This is a genomic window from Pseudosulfitobacter pseudonitzschiae (assembly GCF_002222635.1).
In the GTDB taxonomy this organism is placed as follows: domain Bacteria; phylum Pseudomonadota; class Alphaproteobacteria; order Rhodobacterales; family Rhodobacteraceae; genus Pseudosulfitobacter; species Pseudosulfitobacter pseudonitzschiae_A.
Genome location: NZ_CP022416.1, coordinates 104369 through 123345 on the forward strand (window position 1 = coordinate 104369; position 18977 = coordinate 123345).

Consider the following 18977-nt stretch of genomic DNA (forward strand, 5'->3'; position numbering starts at 1 on the left):
CGCTTGTTTTGCGCGCTCACGCATCAATAAGGGCCGTCAAAGCAGCAGACGGTTTCAGTGATGCGCGGCTTCGCTTGATATCCTCGAATGCGGCGCCGGTCGCTTCAAGGGTCAGCGCGATGTCCGAGCGGGTCATCGCGGCATTCATGAACATATTATGATAGGGTGAGAGGTAGACGCCTCGTTTCAGTGCAGCCTGACAAAAGCCATAGCCGATGCGAAAATCGGGATCGTCCTCGAACAGGACCATCGGCAGGGTGACGGGGCCGGTCTGACGCAGGCCAAAGCCGTTGCTTACGGCCTGTTCTGCCAACCCCTTGCGGAAGCTCTGGCCAATCACGGTCATGTGTTCTAGATAGTCGGTTTCGCGGATCAGCCGCATGGTTTCCAGCGCGGCGGCCATGGGCACAGCGGCAAACCAATACGAGCCGGTGACAAATATCTTTGTTGCGGCTTCGCGGGCGCGGTCGTTGCCCAGCAGCGCCGATATCGGTTGGCCGTTGCCCAGAACCTTGCCCCATGCAGACAGGTCCGGCCGTACACCCACCGTTTCCCAAGAGCAGTCGCGGCACATGCGAAAGCCTGCGCGCACGTCGTCGACAACCAGCAGTGCGTCATACTCGTCGGCAATGCGACGGGCAGCCTGCGCATATTCGCGGTCGGGCATGGACTGATCCGTGAATGTATCGTGGCGGAAAGGGGCAGCAAAGATACCTGCGAGATCGTTGCCCGCTTCGTTTGCGGCGTCTTCAAGGGCTTGCGTGTCGTTGTAGTCGAAGTAAATCAGGTGCGCGCGGTCTTCGGGCAGGACGCCGCCCGGACGGGGTGTGTTCCATGGCATGGCGCCGTGATAGGCATTCTTCGCCACCAGCACTTTGCGTTTGCCACGATAGGCCCGCGCTATCATCAGTGCCATCATCGTGGCATCGCCGCCATTTTTGCAGAACATTGCCCAGTCGGCGTGCGAGATCATGCCAACCATTGCCTCCGCCAGATCCACGATCAGCGGGGAAGGGCCGGTCGCCGCGTCGATGCTGGTCTGTTGCGCCGATATGGCCCGGGCGATGTCGGGGTGGTGATAGCCCATCAGATTGGGGCCATAGGCGCACATATAGTCGATGTATTGATTGCCGTCTGCATCGGTGATCCGTGTGCCCTCGGCCTTGGTGAAAAACTGCGGAAAGCCGTCCGGCATCAACGCGGTCGACTGGTGGCCGTACATGCCTCCGGGGATCACTTGCGCCGCACGTTCGCGCAGGGCGCGGTCTTGAGAGTTGTTAGCCATGTCTGCTTCCTCGCTGATGTGCCTCGACGGTAGGTGCGGGATTTTTTTCTGGCAATATAAAATTCGAATAATCCTTCAATTTCTTCCGTGGCAACGGTCGGCGGGTAGGGCGTGCGGCGAAAATTTCCTCTCTATAATATCGAAAACTATCCATTTTTTTCACACATACTGAACGGGAGCCAATCTACGTCAAAGTATTAATGAGGGTAAAATCGACTAAAATTGAGGCAAAGCGCCCACAGCGATTGTCTCGAGACCAGCCGGTTCTTGCGAGAATCATCTAAAAAGACCTTGTTCGAATCTGTGTCAAGGGACATGGGGCAGGCTGCTTCTGATCCGCCGGGTCGGGACAAATCCGCATAAACATTGTACTCACAACTGTGTCGGGTCTAGATACATCTCACATCGAAGGAGTGAGGGGGCTGATGGAACAGAAGGTAGAAATCGACGGAAAGCCCCGAAAGTTGCGAAAGCGGGGCATCAAGCGGCTGGAGACGCTTCTGGATGCAACGGCCAGGTTGTTGGAGACGCGTCTAGATGACAACATTAGTTTGGCCGAGATCGCGGCAGAGGCCGACATTCCCCTGGCCTCCGTCTATCACTTTCTGCCCAACAGGAACGCGGCGTTTGTCATGCTGGCCGAACGATATAACACGGAAATGTCTAGGCGCGTCACCGATGAAATCATCCCGCTGCCCAAGAAATGGCAGGACATTCTGGCGTTTCGCCAGCAGCAGGGCGCGCTGTACTTGAACAGCAACCCAGCCGCGCAGCGTTTGTTTTTGGGTGCCGGTGTCAGCGTCGAGGTGCGCAACACCGATCTGAACGGCAACGCCGCGTTGGCCAAATCCTATGCGTGCCTCTTCGGCAGCTATTTCGAGATTGAAACATCGGAATTTCTCGAAAACCTTATGGCGACTTCGATTGCATTGATGGACGGCATCTGGGCGTTGTCCTACAGCCGCCATGGCAAGATCACAGATGAGTTCGTGGCGGAATCAACCTTGGCCTGCACCGCCTATCTGCGCTGTTACTTGCCTGAGTTTCTACCCAAACGCCGTGAGCAGGGGCCGTAGAGGGCGCAAATGTCGGGTCTGTTATCCAGTATGTAGTGGAAGAAAATTTGACTAAAATGAGATTCTATGGTGAGTTTTTAAATTTTTCCCATATTTAACCAAATAAAAATTGACTAAAGTCCATGCCTTGTTCCACGCTCAAGCTGACTGGCGCGGCACTGCGCTTGCACCCTGCACAGGCAAAGGACCCGCTATGAACATTTCCGACTGGATCAACGCACTGAACACATCCATGGTATCAAACGATCCCTCTGCTGTAGGCGCGCTGTTCACCGATGGTGGTTTCTGGCGCGATTTCCTGGCGCTGGGTTGGACCTTGCAAACCCTTGAAGGGCGCGCGCAGATCGAAAAATTTGTTGCACAAACCGCAAAAGGTGCGGAATTTCGGGCCGATTCACTGGCCGACGCGGACGCCACCGAAGGGTTCATTTTGTTCCAGACCAAACAAGGGCGCGGACGCGGGTTCGTCCGTCTCGAAGATGGGAAATGTCTGACGCTGCTGACCGTTCTGGAAGAGTTGAAAGGCCACCCCCTGCCATTGCGGGAACGCCGCCGCTCCGGTCTGATGGCGGAGCCGGACAAGGGCAACTGGAAAGAACAATTTGCCGCCAAAACCGATGCCTATGCCGCCGGTGATGACCCCTATGTGCTAATTGTTGGCGGCGGGCAGGGCGGTCTGGCGTTGGGCGCGCGGTTAGAGATGCAGGGCGTACCTTATCTGATCATCGACAAGCACCCCAAGGTCGGGGATCAATGGCGCTCGCGGTACAAGGCGCTGACGTTGCACGATCCGGTCTGGTACGACCACATGCCCTATATGCCGTTTCCCGACTTCTGGCCGGTGTTCACCCCCAAGGACAAGATGGGCGACTGGTTGGAAAGCTACGCGCACGCGCTTGAACTGGCTATCTGGACCAACACGGAATGCCACAAGGCCGAGCGTGCAGAAGACGGCACATGGCGCGTGACCGTGGACCGTGACGGACAGGAACTGACCCTGCGCCCGACCCATCTGGTGATGGCGGTCGGCAACGCCGGTTTTCCGCGCGTGCCCGAGTTCGAAGGGCAGGACGACTTTGCCGGGACGCAGTTACATTCAAGCCAGTACAAAACCGGCGAAGGTTTGCAAGGCAAGCGGGTGATCATTGTAGGGGCCAACAACAGCGCCCATGATATCGCCGCCGATCTGGTGCAAAACGGGGCGCAGCCGGTGATGATCCAACGGTCGTCCACCCTCATAGTCCAGCAATCGACTGTCACCGATGTGCTGCTGAAACCGGTGTTCTCGCAAGACGCGGTAGACCGTGGCATCTCCACTGATCTGGCCGACCTGTTGCTGGCCTCGACCCCGCTGCGGTTGCAAGAGCGTGCCAGCAAGCTGACCTGGGAGAACATCCGCAAGTCTGAAGCCGCGTTTTACGATCGCTTGGCGGCAACGGGGTTTAAGCTGGACTTCGGCGAAGACGGCACGGGGATGATGAAATACCAGCGGTCGGCTTCGGGCTACTACTTTGATGTGGGCGCCTGCGAAATGATCATGGACGGTCGCATCGGCATCCGGTCAGGGGTGAATATCGCCCGACTTTTGTCTGACGGGGTCGAACTGGACACGGGCGAGGTGATCCCTGCCGACATGATCGTCTATGCCACCGGTTTCGGCTCGATGGAGGAATGGGTGGCACGTCTGATCGACGCAGACACGGCAAAGCGGGTCGGAAAATGCTGGGGCTATGGCTCTGGTACAAAGGGCGATGCGGGACCATGGGAGGGCGAGTTGCGCAACATGTGGAAGCCCACAGCCGTTGAGGGACTTTGGTTCATGGGTGGCAATCTTGCGCAGGCACGGTTTTATTCCAACCTTGTCGCGTTGCAACTGAAGGCGCGGTTCGAAGGACTGTTGGTCGAGGTGGTCGAGCGCTAGCAACTTTGTTTATTTGGCGCGCAGAATCTGCCAAGGCGTGCCAGTTTTGATGGCATTGCCAACTTGTTTGGCGTCTCGCGGCTGTCTAAACGTTTGCGATGCGCATTCCATTCTCCTTGCCTCGCCTGAAAGGTTATTGCTTCCCGCGCGAGATCGTCGCCTATACGGTCTGGGTCTACTACCGTTTCGCGCTCAGCACGGCAGATGTCGAGGACTTACTCGCAGAACGGGGAGTGACAGTCAGACGAAAGACCGTCCGGAAATGGGTAAACCGCTTTGGGTGTCATTTCGCCGATTGTAGCAAGCGCGATAGGCCTCCGGCGGCCGACAAATGGCATCTGGACGAAGTTGTCATCCCGATCAACGGATGCAAATATTGGCTCAGGCGAGCGTTGGATGCGAACGAGGACGTGCTGGATATCCTCGTGCAACCTCAACGCAATGCCACGGCAGCGCGACGTTTCCTTAAAGCGTCCGACGCAAAACTTGAATCAAAAGGGATTCCCTTGATGCTTCAACTGTGATTCATCCAGTTTGGGAGGATGGATCATGTCAGCACCTTTGCCAGATGCGCTACGGGCGCGGTTCCAGAAGTTGATTGAAGAAGGGTTTAGCGGGCGCGCGGCGGCGTTGCGGTTGAAGCTGTCCCCTGCGACAGGAGCGCGTTGGGGGTTTGCGATCCGGCGAACTGGACAAGCAAAAGCCGCACCCCAGGGCCGCCCCCGCGGCAAAGGTAAGCTTGATCCGCATCGGTCGTTTCTCGTCGAACTGATAGAGCAGGACGGCGACATAACCATGCCTGAACTGGCCGGTGCTCTGTCGGATGCAACCGGCGTACAGGCGCACCCTGATGCGATTGGCCGATTTCTGCGCAAGCTTGGCTTTACGTACAAAAAAAGACGCTGGTCGCCACCGAGCGCCGCCGCGCACGTGTAAAGAAACAACGTGAAGACTGGTTCATCCATCGTCTGCCAGCCGTTTCGGCTAAGCCAGACCATGTTGTGTTCATTGACGAAACTTCGGTCAAAACCAACCTGACCCGACAGCGCGGATGGTCGCAGCGCGGCGAACGCCTCGTCATGGATGCCCCTTTCGGCAGTTGGGGCACACAGACCTTCATCGCGGGTCTCAGTGCCGATGCCTTGCTCGCGCCATGGGTCATCAAAGGCGCGATGGATGGCGAAGCCTTTGCCGCCTACGTCGAACAAGTGCTGGTGCCAGAGCTGGAACCAGGCACTGTTGTCATCCTGGACAATCTTGCCACGCACAAGAATGCCGCCGCTGCCAAAGCCATGCGCGAAGCCGGATGCTGGTTCCTGTTCCTGCCGCCCTACAGCCCCGACCTGAACCCAATTGAAATGGCGTTCTCCAAACTCAAAGCACACCTGCGCAGGATCGGCGCTCGAACATTCACAGATATGTTCCACGCCCTCACAGAAATCTGCGATCTATTCTCGCCAGAAGAATGCTGGAACTACTTTAAGGCTGCCGGATATGTCTCAGGTTAAAAGTCGGCTGCTTTAAGCGACTGGTAGTTCGGTTCGGCGAGCCCCGGATCATCGTGACGGACAAGCTGCGCAGCTATTTCAAGCCGATCCGCGAGCTTACGCCGAACGCGGACCATCGCGCGCACAAGGGTTTGAACAACCGTATTGAGGGCTCGCACAGGCCGACTCGAAGGCGCGAGAAAGTGATGGGCCGGTTCAAATCGCCCCGGCATGCATAGAGATTTCTCGCTGCGCATGATCAGATCAAATCCGTCTTTCGCCCACGCCGATATCAACTCCCCGCCATCTCATACCGCCACACCAGGGCCGATGCTTTCTACCTCTGGAATTCCTATGCTGTCGAAATGACCGCTTGAAACCCTGGCGCTTCAAACTTCTTAATCACGCAAAAACAAGTTGGCGAAGCCAAGGAAACCATTGGTCTAACGGTAATCACCACTAATTTTAGGGGGGATTCCCGAGGCACGCCCCAACTCAACGGCAAGGTAGAACGGTCGCACCGCTCTGACGGGCAGGAATTCTATCAGCTGCTTAGCTACAAAGGCGATGTCGATCTCGAAGCCAAACTGGACGAATGGGAGCGCTTCTACAACTTCCACAGGCCGTACGGCGTGCACAACGGAAAGACACCTTACGAAGCTCTCAGAGAAAAGCTATAATCAACAGAAGGGAAGTCTCGCGAGTAACCGCACCTTACACGATCAAAAGCATACGGTCCGGCAAGTTGACAATGCAAAGCAATCGCCGTCATATCTTGGGACATTCAGACTTTCCATTTGAGGTTGCATCACGAACCCGCAACATCTTCACATTTCACCGGACACTTGATCGCATGGAAGACAACGCACAGCCCCCCTCACAATTTGAAATGCGCCAGTATCTGACTTATCGGCTGGCCAAACTGCAAAACGCATTGAATGTGCAGGCGGCACGGATGCTTTCGGCACACAGCAACCTTATCCTGACCGAATGGCGCGTCTTGTTCATTCTTCACACCATTTCCACAGCCACGATGAGCATGATCGTTCAGGAAAGCCGTCTGGATAAGGCGCAGATTAGCCGCGCGGTCAAAGCGCTGGTGGAAAAGGGCTATGTCTCCACTGTTCAGGACGAAAACGACCAGCGCCGCCATTTGATTAGCGCCACACCTGAGGGCCGCGAGCTGAAGGACAGATTGCTGCCGGCGATGATGCGCCGTCAGCAGGCGCTGACCGATGGCTTGCAAAAGGACGAGGTCGAGAGCTTTTTCAGGGTTATTCAACAGCTTGAAGAAGTCGCCCTGCGTCGCGAATTCTAGAGACACCAACACGGGGCCTGATGCGCCATTGCGGTGGTCGTGGCCAAAGAGGGCGGTGGCGGGCGGTTGATCAATACGGCGTCATTCTTGAGGAGATCCTCCAATCGAGGCGAGACAAGCGCGCCGCAAAGCGGCTTTGGAGCGTGAAGGCATGAAATCATGCCCCTTCCGGATGAATGCCGGGCCACCCGCAGCCAAATGGCGGCGGGTGTCTTGTTTTGACGACAGAACCGTTATGTGCCCTCGCCACCACTGTGGTTGCGACCTATGGCGGCAGGTTATCCGCGCTGCGCGTCAACGGACCATGGACCGGGGCCCGCGGCAGCAAGATATAGAAATCCAAAACAGTAAAGTGCGGCCAGTTCGCCACCGTTCAGTAAGGGAAAGAACCCCTGTGGCAGATGGGCAATGAAGTAGGCGACAGCGGTCATGCCGCTCAGGATAAACGCTGACAGACGAGAGAACAGCCCAATCACCAGTAACAGACCAAAGACCAGTTCGATTATTCCTGCAATTCCCGCTGGTGTGCTCAGGGCAATGTCGCTCATTGGACTTGCCGGGAAACCCAAGATCTTGGTGGTTCCGTGTTGCAGTAGCAACAAGCCGGACATGATCCGAAAAACTGACAAGAGTTGCGGCTGAAAGGGAATTAGAAAGGTCATGTTATAGTCCTCACAGTTTATCCACGATGTGTGGCAAGACGTATTTCAAGTCTTCCGCAACTTTGCAGTTCTGTCCACCGTCATCAGGCCGGCTTGCTATTCAGATGCGGCTGCGTTGCTCAAACGCCATCGTGCCGGTAAAGGTGAGGTGGTTAGGTCGCATCAATCATCATTGTATTCTTCTCGCCGTGCAGGACGGCCAGACCCGCCATCATCCGCACGGAGATACCTTTCTCGCTCTAACGCTTCCACCGGCTGTAGAGCGTCTTGTGGGGGCCATAGGCGGAAGGAGCGTCACGCCAGCGCAAGCCATGACGATTAATAAAGATTATGCCGCTCAGCACACGCCTGTCATCAACCGGGGGCTTTCCGTGCGACCTCGGAAAGAAGGATTTCAGACGCGCCATCTGCGCGTCGGTCAGCCAGAAAAGATCACTCATGTCGCCGCTCCGTTTTAAAAGCCGTGAATCACGCACCGCGGAGGAAATCAGTGGGTCCTGACCCTTCTGCATCTCCAGTTTGCTATATTGTCCCCGCCAGCGGCCTTGGCCGAGGTTGCTGACGGGGCGGTGTATGGCGTCTGAGCCTTGTGGCACTAACCACGTTTGCTAGCGAGCCAGCACCGTCTCTCTTCAGCATCTCGAACAGTTGCATGTGGCCAGATCGAACCACGGATCAGAAGGAAGAGAACATGGATACGGTAACACAAGCTGCGATCATCGGCATAGATATCAGCCGTGATTGGTTAAACGTTCATTGCTTGCCAGGAGGCAACCGCGCGCGTTTCCCGAACAAAGTCAAAGGCCACGAGCAAGTCGCTCAACTCGTTTTCGAGCTGAGTGCGCTAGGCCTTGTTGAAGGTTTTTGACCGTCTCTTGACAGCCTACATTTGCTGCGAAGCACAAATCTTGCAATATGGACTCGTTCGAAACCTTCGTCGCGATCCGCACGAAGGTTCGGTCTTCCATTTTTGGGTCAGTGTTGTGACGTGAAGGTCAAAACTATCTGACGCTCAACAACACGGCGATCACACTGGCAGGGGGGATTCGGGGCTTGCCCGAACGCCCCCTGCATCCCAGGGCCGCGCCAAGAGCGCGTCCGTTTAGGGGACCGCCGGTCATGCTTTGTTGGGGCGCAAATCGGCTTGGAGCCAACGATCGAAGAAAGCGCCGCTTAGCTTGAGAATTGGTTGAAAGCTCTGCGCGACGACAAGCGGTTTATTTTCAAAGCGTCCAGCGCCGCACAGAAGGCAAAAGATTTTGTGCTTGAAAGCGCAGTAGGTCAGCCGGAGCAGTTGCAAAAGGGGGGTGCCTGAAATGCATCTGCCCCCGGATGGCCGGGGGCAGATGTGCAAAAGTGCTCTGGGAGCACAAATCCGGTAGTGAAGTGTTCTAATGCAGGATAGGCTAAGCGCCAGCAATGGGACACAAATTGTCATGCCTCAGAAATCCAAAGTCGCCAAAACCCGTATTTCGCCCACCAGCAAGGCCCGCTTTGAGGCGGTCGCTGCAGGGCACGGTTTGTCTCCTTCGGAGTTTCTTCGGCAATTGATTGAAACGGTTTCAGAGGACGCGGAAGTTTCCGAGACGAGGCCAACCAAAGCGAAAAGAGAGGGCAAGCTGACCGTGCGTGTCGGGAAAGATGTTAGGGCGAAGATCGAGCGCGAAGCCAAAAGCCAGGGTGTCCCACCCTCAACTTGGGCCGCGCGCATTCTGACAGCCCGAACGCAGGCAGCACCGCAACCCGTCAAAGGTGAGCGCAAAGCAATCCGTTGGGGTTTCCGGCAGCTTCGAGGCGCGACGACAAACCTGAACCAAATCGCCACCGCTATGAACCGGGACGTTTTCACCGGGGGACGCTATGCGCCGAAACGGCAGGAGCTGCACGAGTTGCGCAATACGGTTGATGGCCTTCGGGAGCTGCTGAGATTGTACGCGGCGGGACGTTTGAAATTTCAGTTGGGCGAAGAGCTGAGCCATGAGTGATTTTAAATCCGAGTTTGGCTTTCAAGACTGTTGGACCCAGCCCGGACGCCCGCGCACTGTTCGTTCTCCGGCAGCAGGGTATTTTACGACTGGTAAGAAGTCGGACTTGGGCGGCGCGGAAAAAGCGGAGGCAGGGACAGGCAGTCGCGGGACAACAATCAGCGCTGCCGACAAGGCCCGCCTCTCGCGGGTTGTCAATAAAGTGCCCGAAGTTATGGTTAAGGTTTCCCGGCCTGCGAAAACTGACAAGAATGGCAACACCATCACTGTAAACAGACGTACTGAGGGAGCCAGGGTCAGCGCTCATATCGACTATATCAGCAGGAACGGCCAACTAGACGTTGAGACTAGTGACGGCGTGATCCTTACCGGCAAGGCAGCAACCGCAGGTTTGTACCGTGACTGGATGCAGCGCCATGATGATGACAGAGCCAACGGCGATGCGACAGACCGCACCCGGATCACAACGAGCATATTTTTTTCAATGCCGGGGAACACCAACGCCACGGCCGTAAAGGACGCGGTTCGCGATTTGGCTCAGCAAGAGTTTGATGGACGTTATGATTACGTGATGGCCTTGCACACTGACACAAAGCACCCGCATGTTCATTTTACGGTTCGCACCGTAGGACATGATGGGGTGAAGCTGAATCTTCGCAAAGCCGACTTACAGCACTTGCGGGACACGTTTGCGGAAAAGCTACGGAAAAGAGGGATTGAGGCAGAATCGACACCCCGGCATGCGCGCGGCGTAACTCGACAGGGTGCGAGAACGCCAGTCTATAAAATGCGTCAGCGCGGCATAACCCCGTATGTTGATAAGGCAAAGCAACGGGAAGTGAAGCGCGACATGCAGGACAATGGGGGCCGTCTGCCTAGCCAGCCTTGGGACGGTGCGATTGTCGAGCGCCGCAATCGTGTGATGAGAACATATAGCGCTGCGGCGGCAGTTTTGGCGGAGTCTTATGATCCAGACGATAGGGCGCTAGGGCGGGCCGTGGCGGCGTTTTCAGGGCGATTAACAGATGTGGCGACCGAACGGGCCGCAATGGTGCTTAGCGCCTCTGTGGCCCGCTCTGAAGTCCAACGCCAGCCTTCCGTTGATCGTGGCCAGGGAAAAGACCGGCCTGAGGACGAAAAACGGCCCGAGCGGGGGCGCGGACCGTCAAGGGAGCGTTGAGCTGAGTGAAACGGTCAAGTGCATGAGTCCTACTTGTCGAATGCTTCAGATAGCCTCAGTGTCGGTTATGCGCAGGAAGCTGACCCCGCAAAGTTACGAAACGTGGTCGTACTTAGAGACGTGACCGATCGAGAATTGTCGGTCCTCGGTCGCGTCGATGCCGCGCTGCAGCTTTCGTATTGCAGTTATTCGTGCATCGTGCGGCGTTTCGGTTTGGCAGATACCCGGCTCATTGCCGATGTTGGAGAGGAACCGGCTCGATTGCGGTGCGGCCAGCGGCCCAAACCATTTCTGCTTAATCAGAACGTAATGCTGAGGGATCTCGTTGATGCCAAGCTCTGTGAAGATTGGTCCCCAGAACAGATTGCGGGGTGGCTCAAGCTGACGTATCCGGGCGACGAATGCATGCGTGTGTCGCATGAAACGATCTACAAAAGCCTTTTCGTGCAAACACGCGGTCTGCTGCGCAAAGAACTGCGTAATCATCTTAGAAGTAAGCGCAAATTGCGTCATGCGAAGGGCCACAAGCCTGGGTCCGGACAACAAATCATCGATGGCGTATCCATTCGGGAAAGGCCTGCTGACGTCGAAGACCGTGCCGTTCCGGGCCATTGATGGTGTGGATGCCCCACCCCGGAACCGGCATCAAACTGTGCCATAGTGGTGATGTTGAAAGCACCAAACTGGAGGCAACCATGAATGAAGTTACAATGATCGGCGTCGACTTGGCAAAGTCCGTTTTCCAAGCGCACGGCGCGACGGCTGTCGGCGAACCTGTGTTCCGCAAGAAGCTGTCGCGGGGGCAATTTTTGAAGTTTTTAAGTGAGCAGCAGCCTTGCGTGGTAGCGATGGAGGCTTGTGCCTCTTCGCATTATTGGGGTCGCGAGATCCTGAAGCTGGGCCACGATGTTCGTCTGATCCCGCCGATCTACGTGAAGCCATTCGTCAAGCGTCAGAAGAATGACGCCAATGATGCAGAGGCTATTGCCGAAGCGGCAGTCCGACCGACCATGCGGTTTGTGCCTGTTAAATCAGCTGAACAGCAATCCCGTTCGATGATCTTCAAGACACGGGATTTGTTTGTTCGGCAACGTAACTCCATCATCAATGCGCTACGCGGCCATTTGATGGAGTATGGCATCATCGCCCCTCCCGGTCGGAACTTTGTGAAGAAACTAGCAGAACAGATAGAAAGCCCGGATTGTGACCTGCCTTCAATCGTTATTGAACTCAGCCGTGTCCATCTGGATCAGCTTAATGTGCTCACCGACAAAGTCGTTACGATAGAGCGGCGTCTAAAAGAGGAATCGAAGTCCGACCCAGAGACGATTCGACTACAGACCGCGCCCGGTATTGGTCCTGTGAGTGCAATGGCGATCAAGGCATTCTCTCCGCCGTTGGAAGGCTTCAAACGCGGCCGGGATTTTGCGGCATGGCTTGGTCTGGTCCCGGTTCAGAAATCGACAGGTGGGCGCCAAGTGTTAGGGCGAACATCAAAGATGGGGCAGCGCGACATTCGGCGACTGCTGATAATTGGGGCCATGACACGGATCAGATGGGCGATTAAAAATGGTCCACCCAAAGGCTCATGGCTTGAGCAAATGTTAGAGCGTAAGCCTCGCATGCTGGTAGCCATCGCGCTCGCCAACAAAACGGCGCGCATCATTTGGGCGATGATGACGAAACACGAAGATTATCGAGATCCGATCGCGGTAGCCTAAAGGCTGCATCGCTCGGTATGATGTGAGAAGGACATTGAGACAGTAAGGACAAATGATCGACTAGATCGAGGTTAGGAAAACCAGGCCTTCCCAGAGAGCTTAGCGCTCGTGTCATTGATATGGACCTGACCTTCGCATCGCCATACCGGCCCGCGGCATGTGAAACGCCGCAATCTGAGGCCTGACACATGACCGTACCCGATCACATGTTCAAACCGTTGATAATATTTCTTGCATCAAAGCGGGCATCCACACATGGGAGGGCGATCTTATCTGCGGCTCAAAGAACAGCTATATTGCCACTGTTGTCGAACGGCAGACCCGCTTTACGCTTCTGGTTAAAGTCGAGGGCAAGAAGACAGACCGTGTGGTCCCCGCTTTGGCGCGTCAAATGGCTGAACTGCCGGAGCGGCTGAAACAAAGCCTCACGTGGGATAGAGGGACCGAATTGGCATCACATCAGAAGTTCACCGTCGCCACCGACATCGATGTCTACTTCTGCGACCCAAGCAGCCCCTGGCAACGCGGCACGAATAAAAATACCAATGGCCTTTTACGACAATATTTCCCCACGGGTTCCTGCCTTTCAACCTATTCACAGCAAGACTTGGATAAGGTCGCGAACCATCTAAACAACTGGCCACGGAAGACCTTGGGATTCCTGTCGCCTACACTTAAGCTAGAGCAACTGCTGCAGTGACCGGCTGAATCCATCCCCATTAAAAATGGGGGATTACCGCACAACGCCATTCCTTCCCGTTGGGAAGAAGACATTTCTGATGGCTGTCGATAGAATCGACGGCATGCAGTCTAATCCGCGCTCCGTGGATTTCTATAGTGTCACTGTCGATCACGTTGGCAGTTCCGGTAATGCTGTTCTGTGAGGCTGCGGGTGCGCCGAAAGTGGCTGAGAAAACCGCCATCAAGAAACATGCAGCAAACCGCTGCTTCTTAATAAAACCATGTGATTTGTATCTATTTGCAGTCATTGTGCATTGATGATGTGACCGCCCGCTGCGATGAAAATCCAGAAGGTTATCACAATTCACAAATTTACAGGGGAAGCTCCCTGCGCGTTGCTGCCCTTCGTGAGATCCGTAACTAAAGCCCAGATTCCGCCCTTTGTGACCAAAATCAGTGGCAGTGTACCCGCCCGCCGTTGCTATTATCTGCATGACAACATTGGCCTGCGGGAGAAGATTTCCGACAACCACCTCCGTGAGCGTCTGCAGTCATCACTAACAAAGAAAGGGCAGCTAAAGTGGCGGCGACGAGGGTAATAAGTTTCATTTGTAATCTCCTGAACATGAAAAAATGACACAAAGCTCGGCTATACTAGCTACGAACTTAGCACTACTTTGGCAGATTTTCGCTGACCTGAAATTCACCGGATTCACTGGGGACGTTTTGGGTGATTCATAGGGAGCCAGCATTGAGGGAGGCTGGCGGTTTATGGGAACCTGGCGGGACGATCTGGAAGGTTGGCTGGCACCGTTTGTTGCGGCGCTCGGGCACAAGACGCGAGGGCGGATGTGTCCGGCCTATGTCGCGGGTCTGATCGGCCCGGGCGACCGCAAGAGCGTGCAGCCGATGGCGGCGCGGGACGGGGTGGTAAGCTATGACCAGCTGCATCATTTCATCGCCGACGGGGTCTGGGACAGTGCGCCGCTGGAGGCAGCACTTCTGGCCGAGGCCGACAGGCTGGTTGGCGGCGATGAGGCCTTTCTGATCATTGATGATACCTGCCTGCCGAAGAAGGGGGATCGCTCGGTCGGGGTTGCGCCGCAATATGCGTCCTCGCTGGGCAAGACTGCGAACTGCCAGTCCCTGGTCTCGTTGACGCTGGCCTCAGGGGAGGTTCCTGTGATGGTGGGGTTGCGGCTGTTTCTGCCCGAGGCTTGGACGGGCGATCCTGACCGCATGGCCCGCGCCCGTGTGCCGGAGGATCGGCAGATAGCCTTGAGCAAGCCGGAGATCGCCATCGCGGAGATCGACCGGGTGCGGGCCGCAGGCGTCCACTTCGGCTGCGTGCTGGCTGATGCGGGTTACGGATCGAGCGGGCCTTTCCGCCACGCGCTGAGCACACGAGGCCTCGCCTGGGCAGTCGGTCTGTCGCGGCGCCAGAACGTCTATCCGGTCGATGTCGGACTGATCTTTCCCGAGGCCGGGCGTGGGCGCCGCCGCAAATATCACCTGCCGGATCGCGCGGCCGTTTCCGCCGAACAGATGCTGGAAGGTGAAAAATGGAGGAAGCTCAGCTGGCGGCAGGGCACCAAAGGCAGGCTGACCTGCCGGTTCGCCGCAACCCGCGTCCGGATCGCCGATGGCCACAAACACCGTATGGCCGACGGTCGCGTGCAGGCCATGCCGGGAGATGAGGAGGTCTGGCTGATCGGTGAGCGTCGTGCGACCGGCGAGCGGAAATACTACGCCTCGAACCTGCCAGCCGACACCAGCCTCAAGGCGCTCGCCGCTGCCGTCAAGGCCCGATGGATTTGCGAACAGGCGCATCAGCAACTCAAGGAGGAGCTGGGCCTCGACCACTTCGAGGGCCGGTCCTGGACCGGCCTTCACCGACACGCTCTGATGACGATGATCGCCTACGCCTTCCTGCAATCCCGCCGCCTCAAGGCCGCGGGACGGGAAAAAAAGAGTCCCCGGACCACCCCCGCAACCGACCATGCCAGCCGTCAGGCAAGCCATCCTCGACGCATTCGCGAAACCCCCACCAATACGATGCCCTCACTGTGAAAAGCTCATCGAAGAACGCCCAGATGAAAATCTGCCAAAGTAGTGTTAGCCTGAATTAACTTAGGCCGAGAACGACTGTTTTAGGAATCTACAAAATTCTACCCCAGATGCCGATTTGCTGAAAGCAGTAATTGGAAAACATAGGTAAAAAACACGTTTTACTGCACGGCAGACCTTAGTGCATTGTGCCGCGAATATCCATTCTCCATCCAACTTCGCCCCGACAGTCTCTGATCGCAGAGGCGAATAGCGCCCTTGCGATTTAATGGTCGCCAGGCAATTCTGAGAATATTTCCAGCACTTCCTTGCTCGGCCTTGCCAGGGGGGATCGTGGTAGGGTCGATGCAGTTTGCGGTTGCCCCTTCACGCGCCAATTTTGTGGGTCCTCTCGGTCTCGTATTGCTCGAAGCCTTTTAAGATTTCGTTCCGAGCAGTCGTTGTTTTCAGATGATAGCGGGGAAAAACACCTTTGAACCTGCTTTTCTCTAACCGTCTCGGCAAGGTGCCCATAGGTTGTCATCACAGTTAAGATGTTGGCGTGCCCAAGCTGTTTGGCCACTGTGTCCAGCGAGGCACCGCGCGCAACAAGATCACTGGCATAAGTGTGCCTAAGGCCGTGAAACACAAACTCTTTAGGCAGCTTTGCTTTGGCGACCGCTGTGCGGAACTGTAGGGTATGTTGGCGTCTCCACGGCTTGTTTCTCGTTGAAAGAAAGAGACGATCTTTAGGCCCCTTGCCATCGCAGGCGTTTAAAAAGAATGTCATGCCCTCGGCCGGTAGAAATACAAACCTGGCCGGACCACGCTTGAAGGGCTTAACGGATATTCCGAAGCCGTCTCGTGCCACATCTTCAACCCGCAGGTCACCTAGCTCACCTACCCTGCAGCCGCTGTAGAGGGCGGCCAGTACGATTTGGCGCAACGATGAGCCACACGCGTCGATGAGCGTCGCACACTCTCGCCTCGTCAGAAAAATAGTTCGTGGCTGGTGATTGACGGAAACCCGGTTGAGGCACTTCCATGAGCGTTCAGACATCAGATGATCGCTTTCCCAAGCATAGCGGAAAACCATCCTCAAGATTGTAATTAAGGAATTGAATGTACGTTTCCGTCGGCGAATTTCGTCCGTGCTCAGAGTATTTGGGTCCACTCTGACGCGCGGGCTTTCGAAGCCGCGTTTGGGAGGTCGTTCAAGCACACTACGAGCTAAACCTTGCAGGTCTTTGGCGCTGAACTCTTCAATCGGGATGGCGCTAATTGTTGGTACCAGATGGTAGTTCATCAAGGTCAAATTATTGTAATGTCCCCCCGGTGAACGGGCCAGTTCTGACCATGCCAGGTAGTCTGCCATTGCGTGGCCAACAGTATAGGTGTCGCCTATCGGGCAGATACTCAGAGAGGTAGCGCGCCCGATGTAGTCGGGCGTCACCGACAAAGCCTTCACAACGCCTGTTTCAAACCACTCGAATGCCCTCGAAATAGCGACTGTATATGTGATCGACGGCTTGCTGAGGTCTAGTGCCGGACCAAGGCATCTCTGTCGGTATTTCCCGTCCGTGCGGAGTGTACGAGCCACCCAGTTGCAGATACGGTCATCTTGGCGGTGAACGCCGATGTGCCTCCCTTTAAGGAGCACATGCCAATATGGGTATTCACGGTGTTCGAGATTGCTGATTTGTGAAGGCGTTTGAAACCGGCAATCCGCTACGGAGTCCGTTTCACCAGAAGCTCTGGCCATTTTTTCTAGGGCGCTCATCATATCAAGGTATCCATCATTGATGCCTGATGGAGCCTGCCGGAACGGCAACCGAAAAGATAGGAAAGTGTATCACAACACTTTCTTCAGGGGGGACCGCAACGCCAAACAAATTCGCAAAAAACTTGCAGTGCTGTCCGCTGTGCGGGCTTGGAACTGATTTCGAAGCAAACCCGCGCCTCTTCGGTAAGTCCATACAACTCGACGTACTTGATCAAAGCCGTTTCAAGCAATTTTGTACGCTCTGCTTCAGTCATCTTGCCCTCCGTAGTGATCACCAATCTTCCTGAAAATAGTTATCAAAAGGTTAATGGCGGCTGAGTGATGTCGGCGCAATGCTACAAGATTGTGAAGCACAGATTATACGTATCCGTCCGGTTGAGGCGTTCTGACGGCGCGATGGAGTGCCTGCTAGATGTCCATCATCGATAATGGACATCTTGAGGTGAGCGATGGCGGGCAGGAAGGGTCAGAAGCGGCGGTTCAGCACGCCGAACAGTCGGCCGATGACGAACACGAACACCCTCCGACCAAAGCGCGCGCGAAGCGCCAGCACAGCCGCAAGCCGCTGCCTGACCACCTTGACCGGCACGATGAGGTCCTGTCACCCGGTGAGACATGCGTTGGCTGCGGCGGCGCCCTGCGCCAGGTGGGCGAGGATGTGACCGAAGAGCTGGACTATATCCCAGGTCATTTTGTGGTGCGCCGGTTCATCCGCCCTCGCATGGCCTGCACCTGCTGTGAAGCCTTCGCGCAAGCGCCGCTGCCCTCCCGCCTGATCGAGCGAGGGCGGCCCGGTCCCGGCCTTGTATCGCACATGTTGATCGGCAAATTCTGCGATCACCTGCCGCTGGAGCGGCAATCCAAGATGTACGCGCGTGAGGGGGTCGATCTGCATCGCTCCACGCTCAGCGACTGGGTCGGTCGCACCACAGCGCTGCTGGCACCATTGGCCGAGCATATCGGCAAGCTGGTCCGGGCGGGTCCGGCTCTGTTCGCAGACGATACGCCCGTAAAGCTGCAAGTCCGCGCCAACACAACGAAGACCAAGACCGCCCGGCTCTGGAGCTATGTGCGCGATGAGCGCCCCTGGTGTGGAACAGCACCACCCTGCGCATGGTACCAATTCAGCGTCGACCGGAAGGGTGAGCATCCCGCCAATCATCTTGCAGGCTACCCCGGCACCGTCCATGCCGACGGCTTCGCCGGGTTCAATGGCCTGTTCGGTGAAGGCAAAGCCAAAGAGCAGGCCTGCATGGTCCATGTGCGCCGCAAGTTCGTCGACGAGGTCGAGCGCACCGGGTCCCCCATTGCCCAACACGCGATCAAACAGATCGCGGAACTCTACGCTGTCGAGAAGGAGGCGCGGGGTAAATCCCCCGAAGACCGGGCCGCGCTTCGGCAGGCCAAGGCCAAGCCCGTCTTCGACGATCTGGAGGTCTGGCTGCGCACGCAATTGCGCAAGATCTCCGGCAAGACCAAGCTGGCCGAAGCCATCCGCTATGCCTTGGGCCGCATGCCCAAGGCGCGGGGATACCTCAGCGACGGGCGACTGGAACTCGACAACAACACCTGCGAGCGATCAATCCGCCCCATCGCACTCGGTCGCAAGAATTACTTGTTCATGGGCTCAATCGGCGGAGGAAAGGCGGCCGCCATCGCCTACACACTCATCGAAACCGCCAAGATGAACAAAGTCGATCCCGAAGCATGGCTCACATGGGTCCTCGAGCGCCTCCCCGATCACAAGATCAATCGCGTCGACGAACTCATGCCGTGGAACTGGCAGCCCGTGAAAACCTGAAGCCGCGCCTCAACCGGACGCTTACGATTAT

At 56.4% G+C, this 18977-nt stretch carries 13 protein-coding genes and 8 pseudogenes; 17 read left to right on the forward strand and 4 right to left on the reverse strand.

Annotation, left to right across the window (positions count from 1 at the left end; all coding sequences use genetic code 11):
- Positions 1-16: 16 nt before the first annotated feature.
- On the reverse strand, positions 17-1285 hold the full coding sequence (locus tag SULPSESMR1_RS18090) for an aminotransferase class III-fold pyridoxal phosphate-dependent enzyme (RefSeq protein WP_089422482.1): 1269 nt from the start codon (positions 1283-1285) through the stop codon (positions 17-19).
- Positions 1286-1710: 425 nt separating this feature from the next.
- On the opposite strand from SULPSESMR1_RS18090, the gene SULPSESMR1_RS18095 reads away from it, so the two are divergent.
- The 8 genes and pseudogenes from SULPSESMR1_RS18095 to SULPSESMR1_RS25520 all read left to right on the forward strand — a co-directional run.
- Complete coding sequence (locus SULPSESMR1_RS18095) at positions 1711-2361, forward strand: TetR/AcrR family transcriptional regulator (protein WP_089422483.1); 651 nt, start codon at positions 1711-1713, stop codon at positions 2359-2361.
- Between the two features lie 193 nt (positions 2362-2554).
- Positions 2555-4282 (forward strand): flavin-containing monooxygenase, encoded by a 1728-nt coding sequence (locus SULPSESMR1_RS18100; protein ID WP_089422484.1) that lies wholly within the window; start codon positions 2555-2557, stop codon positions 4280-4282.
- 98 nt (positions 4283-4380) lie between these two features.
- A pseudogene (locus tag SULPSESMR1_RS18105) lies at positions 4381-4749 on the forward strand (IS6 family transposase); the annotation flags it as partial.
- Between the two features lie 82 nt (positions 4750-4831).
- Positions 4832-5790, forward strand: a protein-coding gene (locus SULPSESMR1_RS18110; protein WP_089422485.1) for an IS630 family transposase whose coding sequence is annotated in 2 segments (ribosomal slippage) — positions 4832-5173 and positions 5176-5790 — 957 coding nt in all. Because the reading frame shifts where the segments join, the coding sequence is not laid out codon by codon here.
- Between the two features lie 17 nt (positions 5791-5807).
- Positions 5808-6146: pseudogene (locus SULPSESMR1_RS18115) on the forward strand (DDE-type integrase/transposase/recombinase); the annotation flags it as partial.
- Between the two features lie 102 nt (positions 6147-6248).
- Positions 6249-6449 (forward strand): annotated as a pseudogene (locus SULPSESMR1_RS18120) (integrase core domain-containing protein); the annotation flags it as partial.
- 173 nt (positions 6450-6622) lie between these two features.
- A complete protein-coding gene (locus SULPSESMR1_RS25010) occupies positions 6623-7087 on the forward strand; it encodes a MarR family winged helix-turn-helix transcriptional regulator (protein WP_157729043.1) in 465 nt (154 codons plus the stop codon).
- 56 nt (positions 7088-7143) lie between these two features.
- Positions 7144-7224, forward strand: a pseudogene (locus SULPSESMR1_RS25520) (IS6 family transposase); the annotation flags it as partial.
- A gap of 141 nt (positions 7225-7365) precedes the next feature.
- Here SULPSESMR1_RS25520 and SULPSESMR1_RS18130 read toward each other — a convergent pair.
- Together SULPSESMR1_RS18130 and SULPSESMR1_RS18135 are read right to left on the reverse strand one after the other, a co-directional pair.
- A complete protein-coding gene (locus SULPSESMR1_RS18130) occupies positions 7366-7749 on the reverse strand; it encodes a DoxX family protein (RefSeq protein ID WP_089422487.1) in 384 nt (127 codons plus the stop codon).
- A 155-nt stretch (positions 7750-7904) separates the two neighbouring features.
- A pseudogene (locus SULPSESMR1_RS18135) lies at positions 7905-8189 on the reverse strand (transposase); the annotation flags it as partial.
- A 251-nt stretch (positions 8190-8440) separates the two neighbouring features.
- Between SULPSESMR1_RS18135 and SULPSESMR1_RS25020 the strand changes: the two are divergent.
- The 8 genes and pseudogenes from SULPSESMR1_RS25020 (at position 8441) to SULPSESMR1_RS18165 (ending at position 15386) form a co-directional block, all read left to right on the forward strand.
- Positions 8441-8617, forward strand: coding sequence for a hypothetical protein (locus tag SULPSESMR1_RS25020; protein ID WP_157729044.1), 177 nt, complete (start codon positions 8441-8443; stop codon positions 8615-8617).
- 321 nt (positions 8618-8938) lie between these two features.
- Complete coding sequence (locus SULPSESMR1_RS25750) at positions 8939-9064, forward strand: hypothetical protein (protein WP_284107861.1); 126 nt, start codon at positions 8939-8941, stop codon at positions 9062-9064.
- Positions 9065-9185: 121 nt separating this feature from the next.
- Positions 9186-9734, forward strand: a complete 549-nt coding sequence (locus SULPSESMR1_RS18140; RefSeq protein ID WP_250161482.1) for a toxin-antitoxin system HicB family antitoxin — start codon at positions 9186-9188, stop codon at positions 9732-9734.
- Entirely contained in the window at positions 9727-10914 is a 1188-nt protein-coding gene (locus tag SULPSESMR1_RS18145) for a relaxase/mobilization nuclease domain-containing protein (RefSeq protein ID WP_089422489.1), read from the forward strand. Before SULPSESMR1_RS18140 ends, SULPSESMR1_RS18145 begins: the two co-directional genes overlap by 8 nt.
- A 276-nt stretch (positions 10915-11190) precedes the next feature.
- Positions 11191-11526: pseudogene (locus SULPSESMR1_RS25525) on the forward strand (transposase); the annotation flags it as partial.
- A gap of 83 nt (positions 11527-11609) precedes the next feature.
- A complete protein-coding gene (locus tag SULPSESMR1_RS18155; protein WP_089422115.1) occupies positions 11610-12635 on the forward strand; it encodes an IS110 family transposase in 1026 nt (341 codons plus the stop codon).
- 256 nt (positions 12636-12891) lie between these two features.
- Positions 12892-13335, forward strand: a pseudogene (locus tag SULPSESMR1_RS18160) (IS30 family transposase); the annotation flags it as partial.
- A gap of 752 nt (positions 13336-14087) precedes the next feature.
- Entirely contained in the window at positions 14088-15386 is a 1299-nt protein-coding gene (locus SULPSESMR1_RS18165; RefSeq protein WP_089420773.1) for an IS701 family transposase, read from the forward strand.
- A gap of 262 nt (positions 15387-15648) precedes the next feature.
- Here the strand turns inward: SULPSESMR1_RS18165 and SULPSESMR1_RS18170 are convergent, their stop codons facing one another.
- On the reverse strand, positions 15649-17145 hold the full coding sequence (locus SULPSESMR1_RS18170) for a tyrosine-type recombinase/integrase (RefSeq protein ID WP_089422492.1): 1497 nt from the start codon (positions 17143-17145) through the stop codon (positions 15649-15651).
- 538 nt (positions 17146-17683) lie between these two features.
- Here SULPSESMR1_RS18170 and tnpC point away from each other — a divergent pair.
- Positions 17684-18946: pseudogene (tnpC, locus tag SULPSESMR1_RS18175) on the forward strand (IS66 family transposase); the annotation flags it as partial.
- Between the last annotated feature and the right edge of the window lie 31 nt (positions 18947-18977).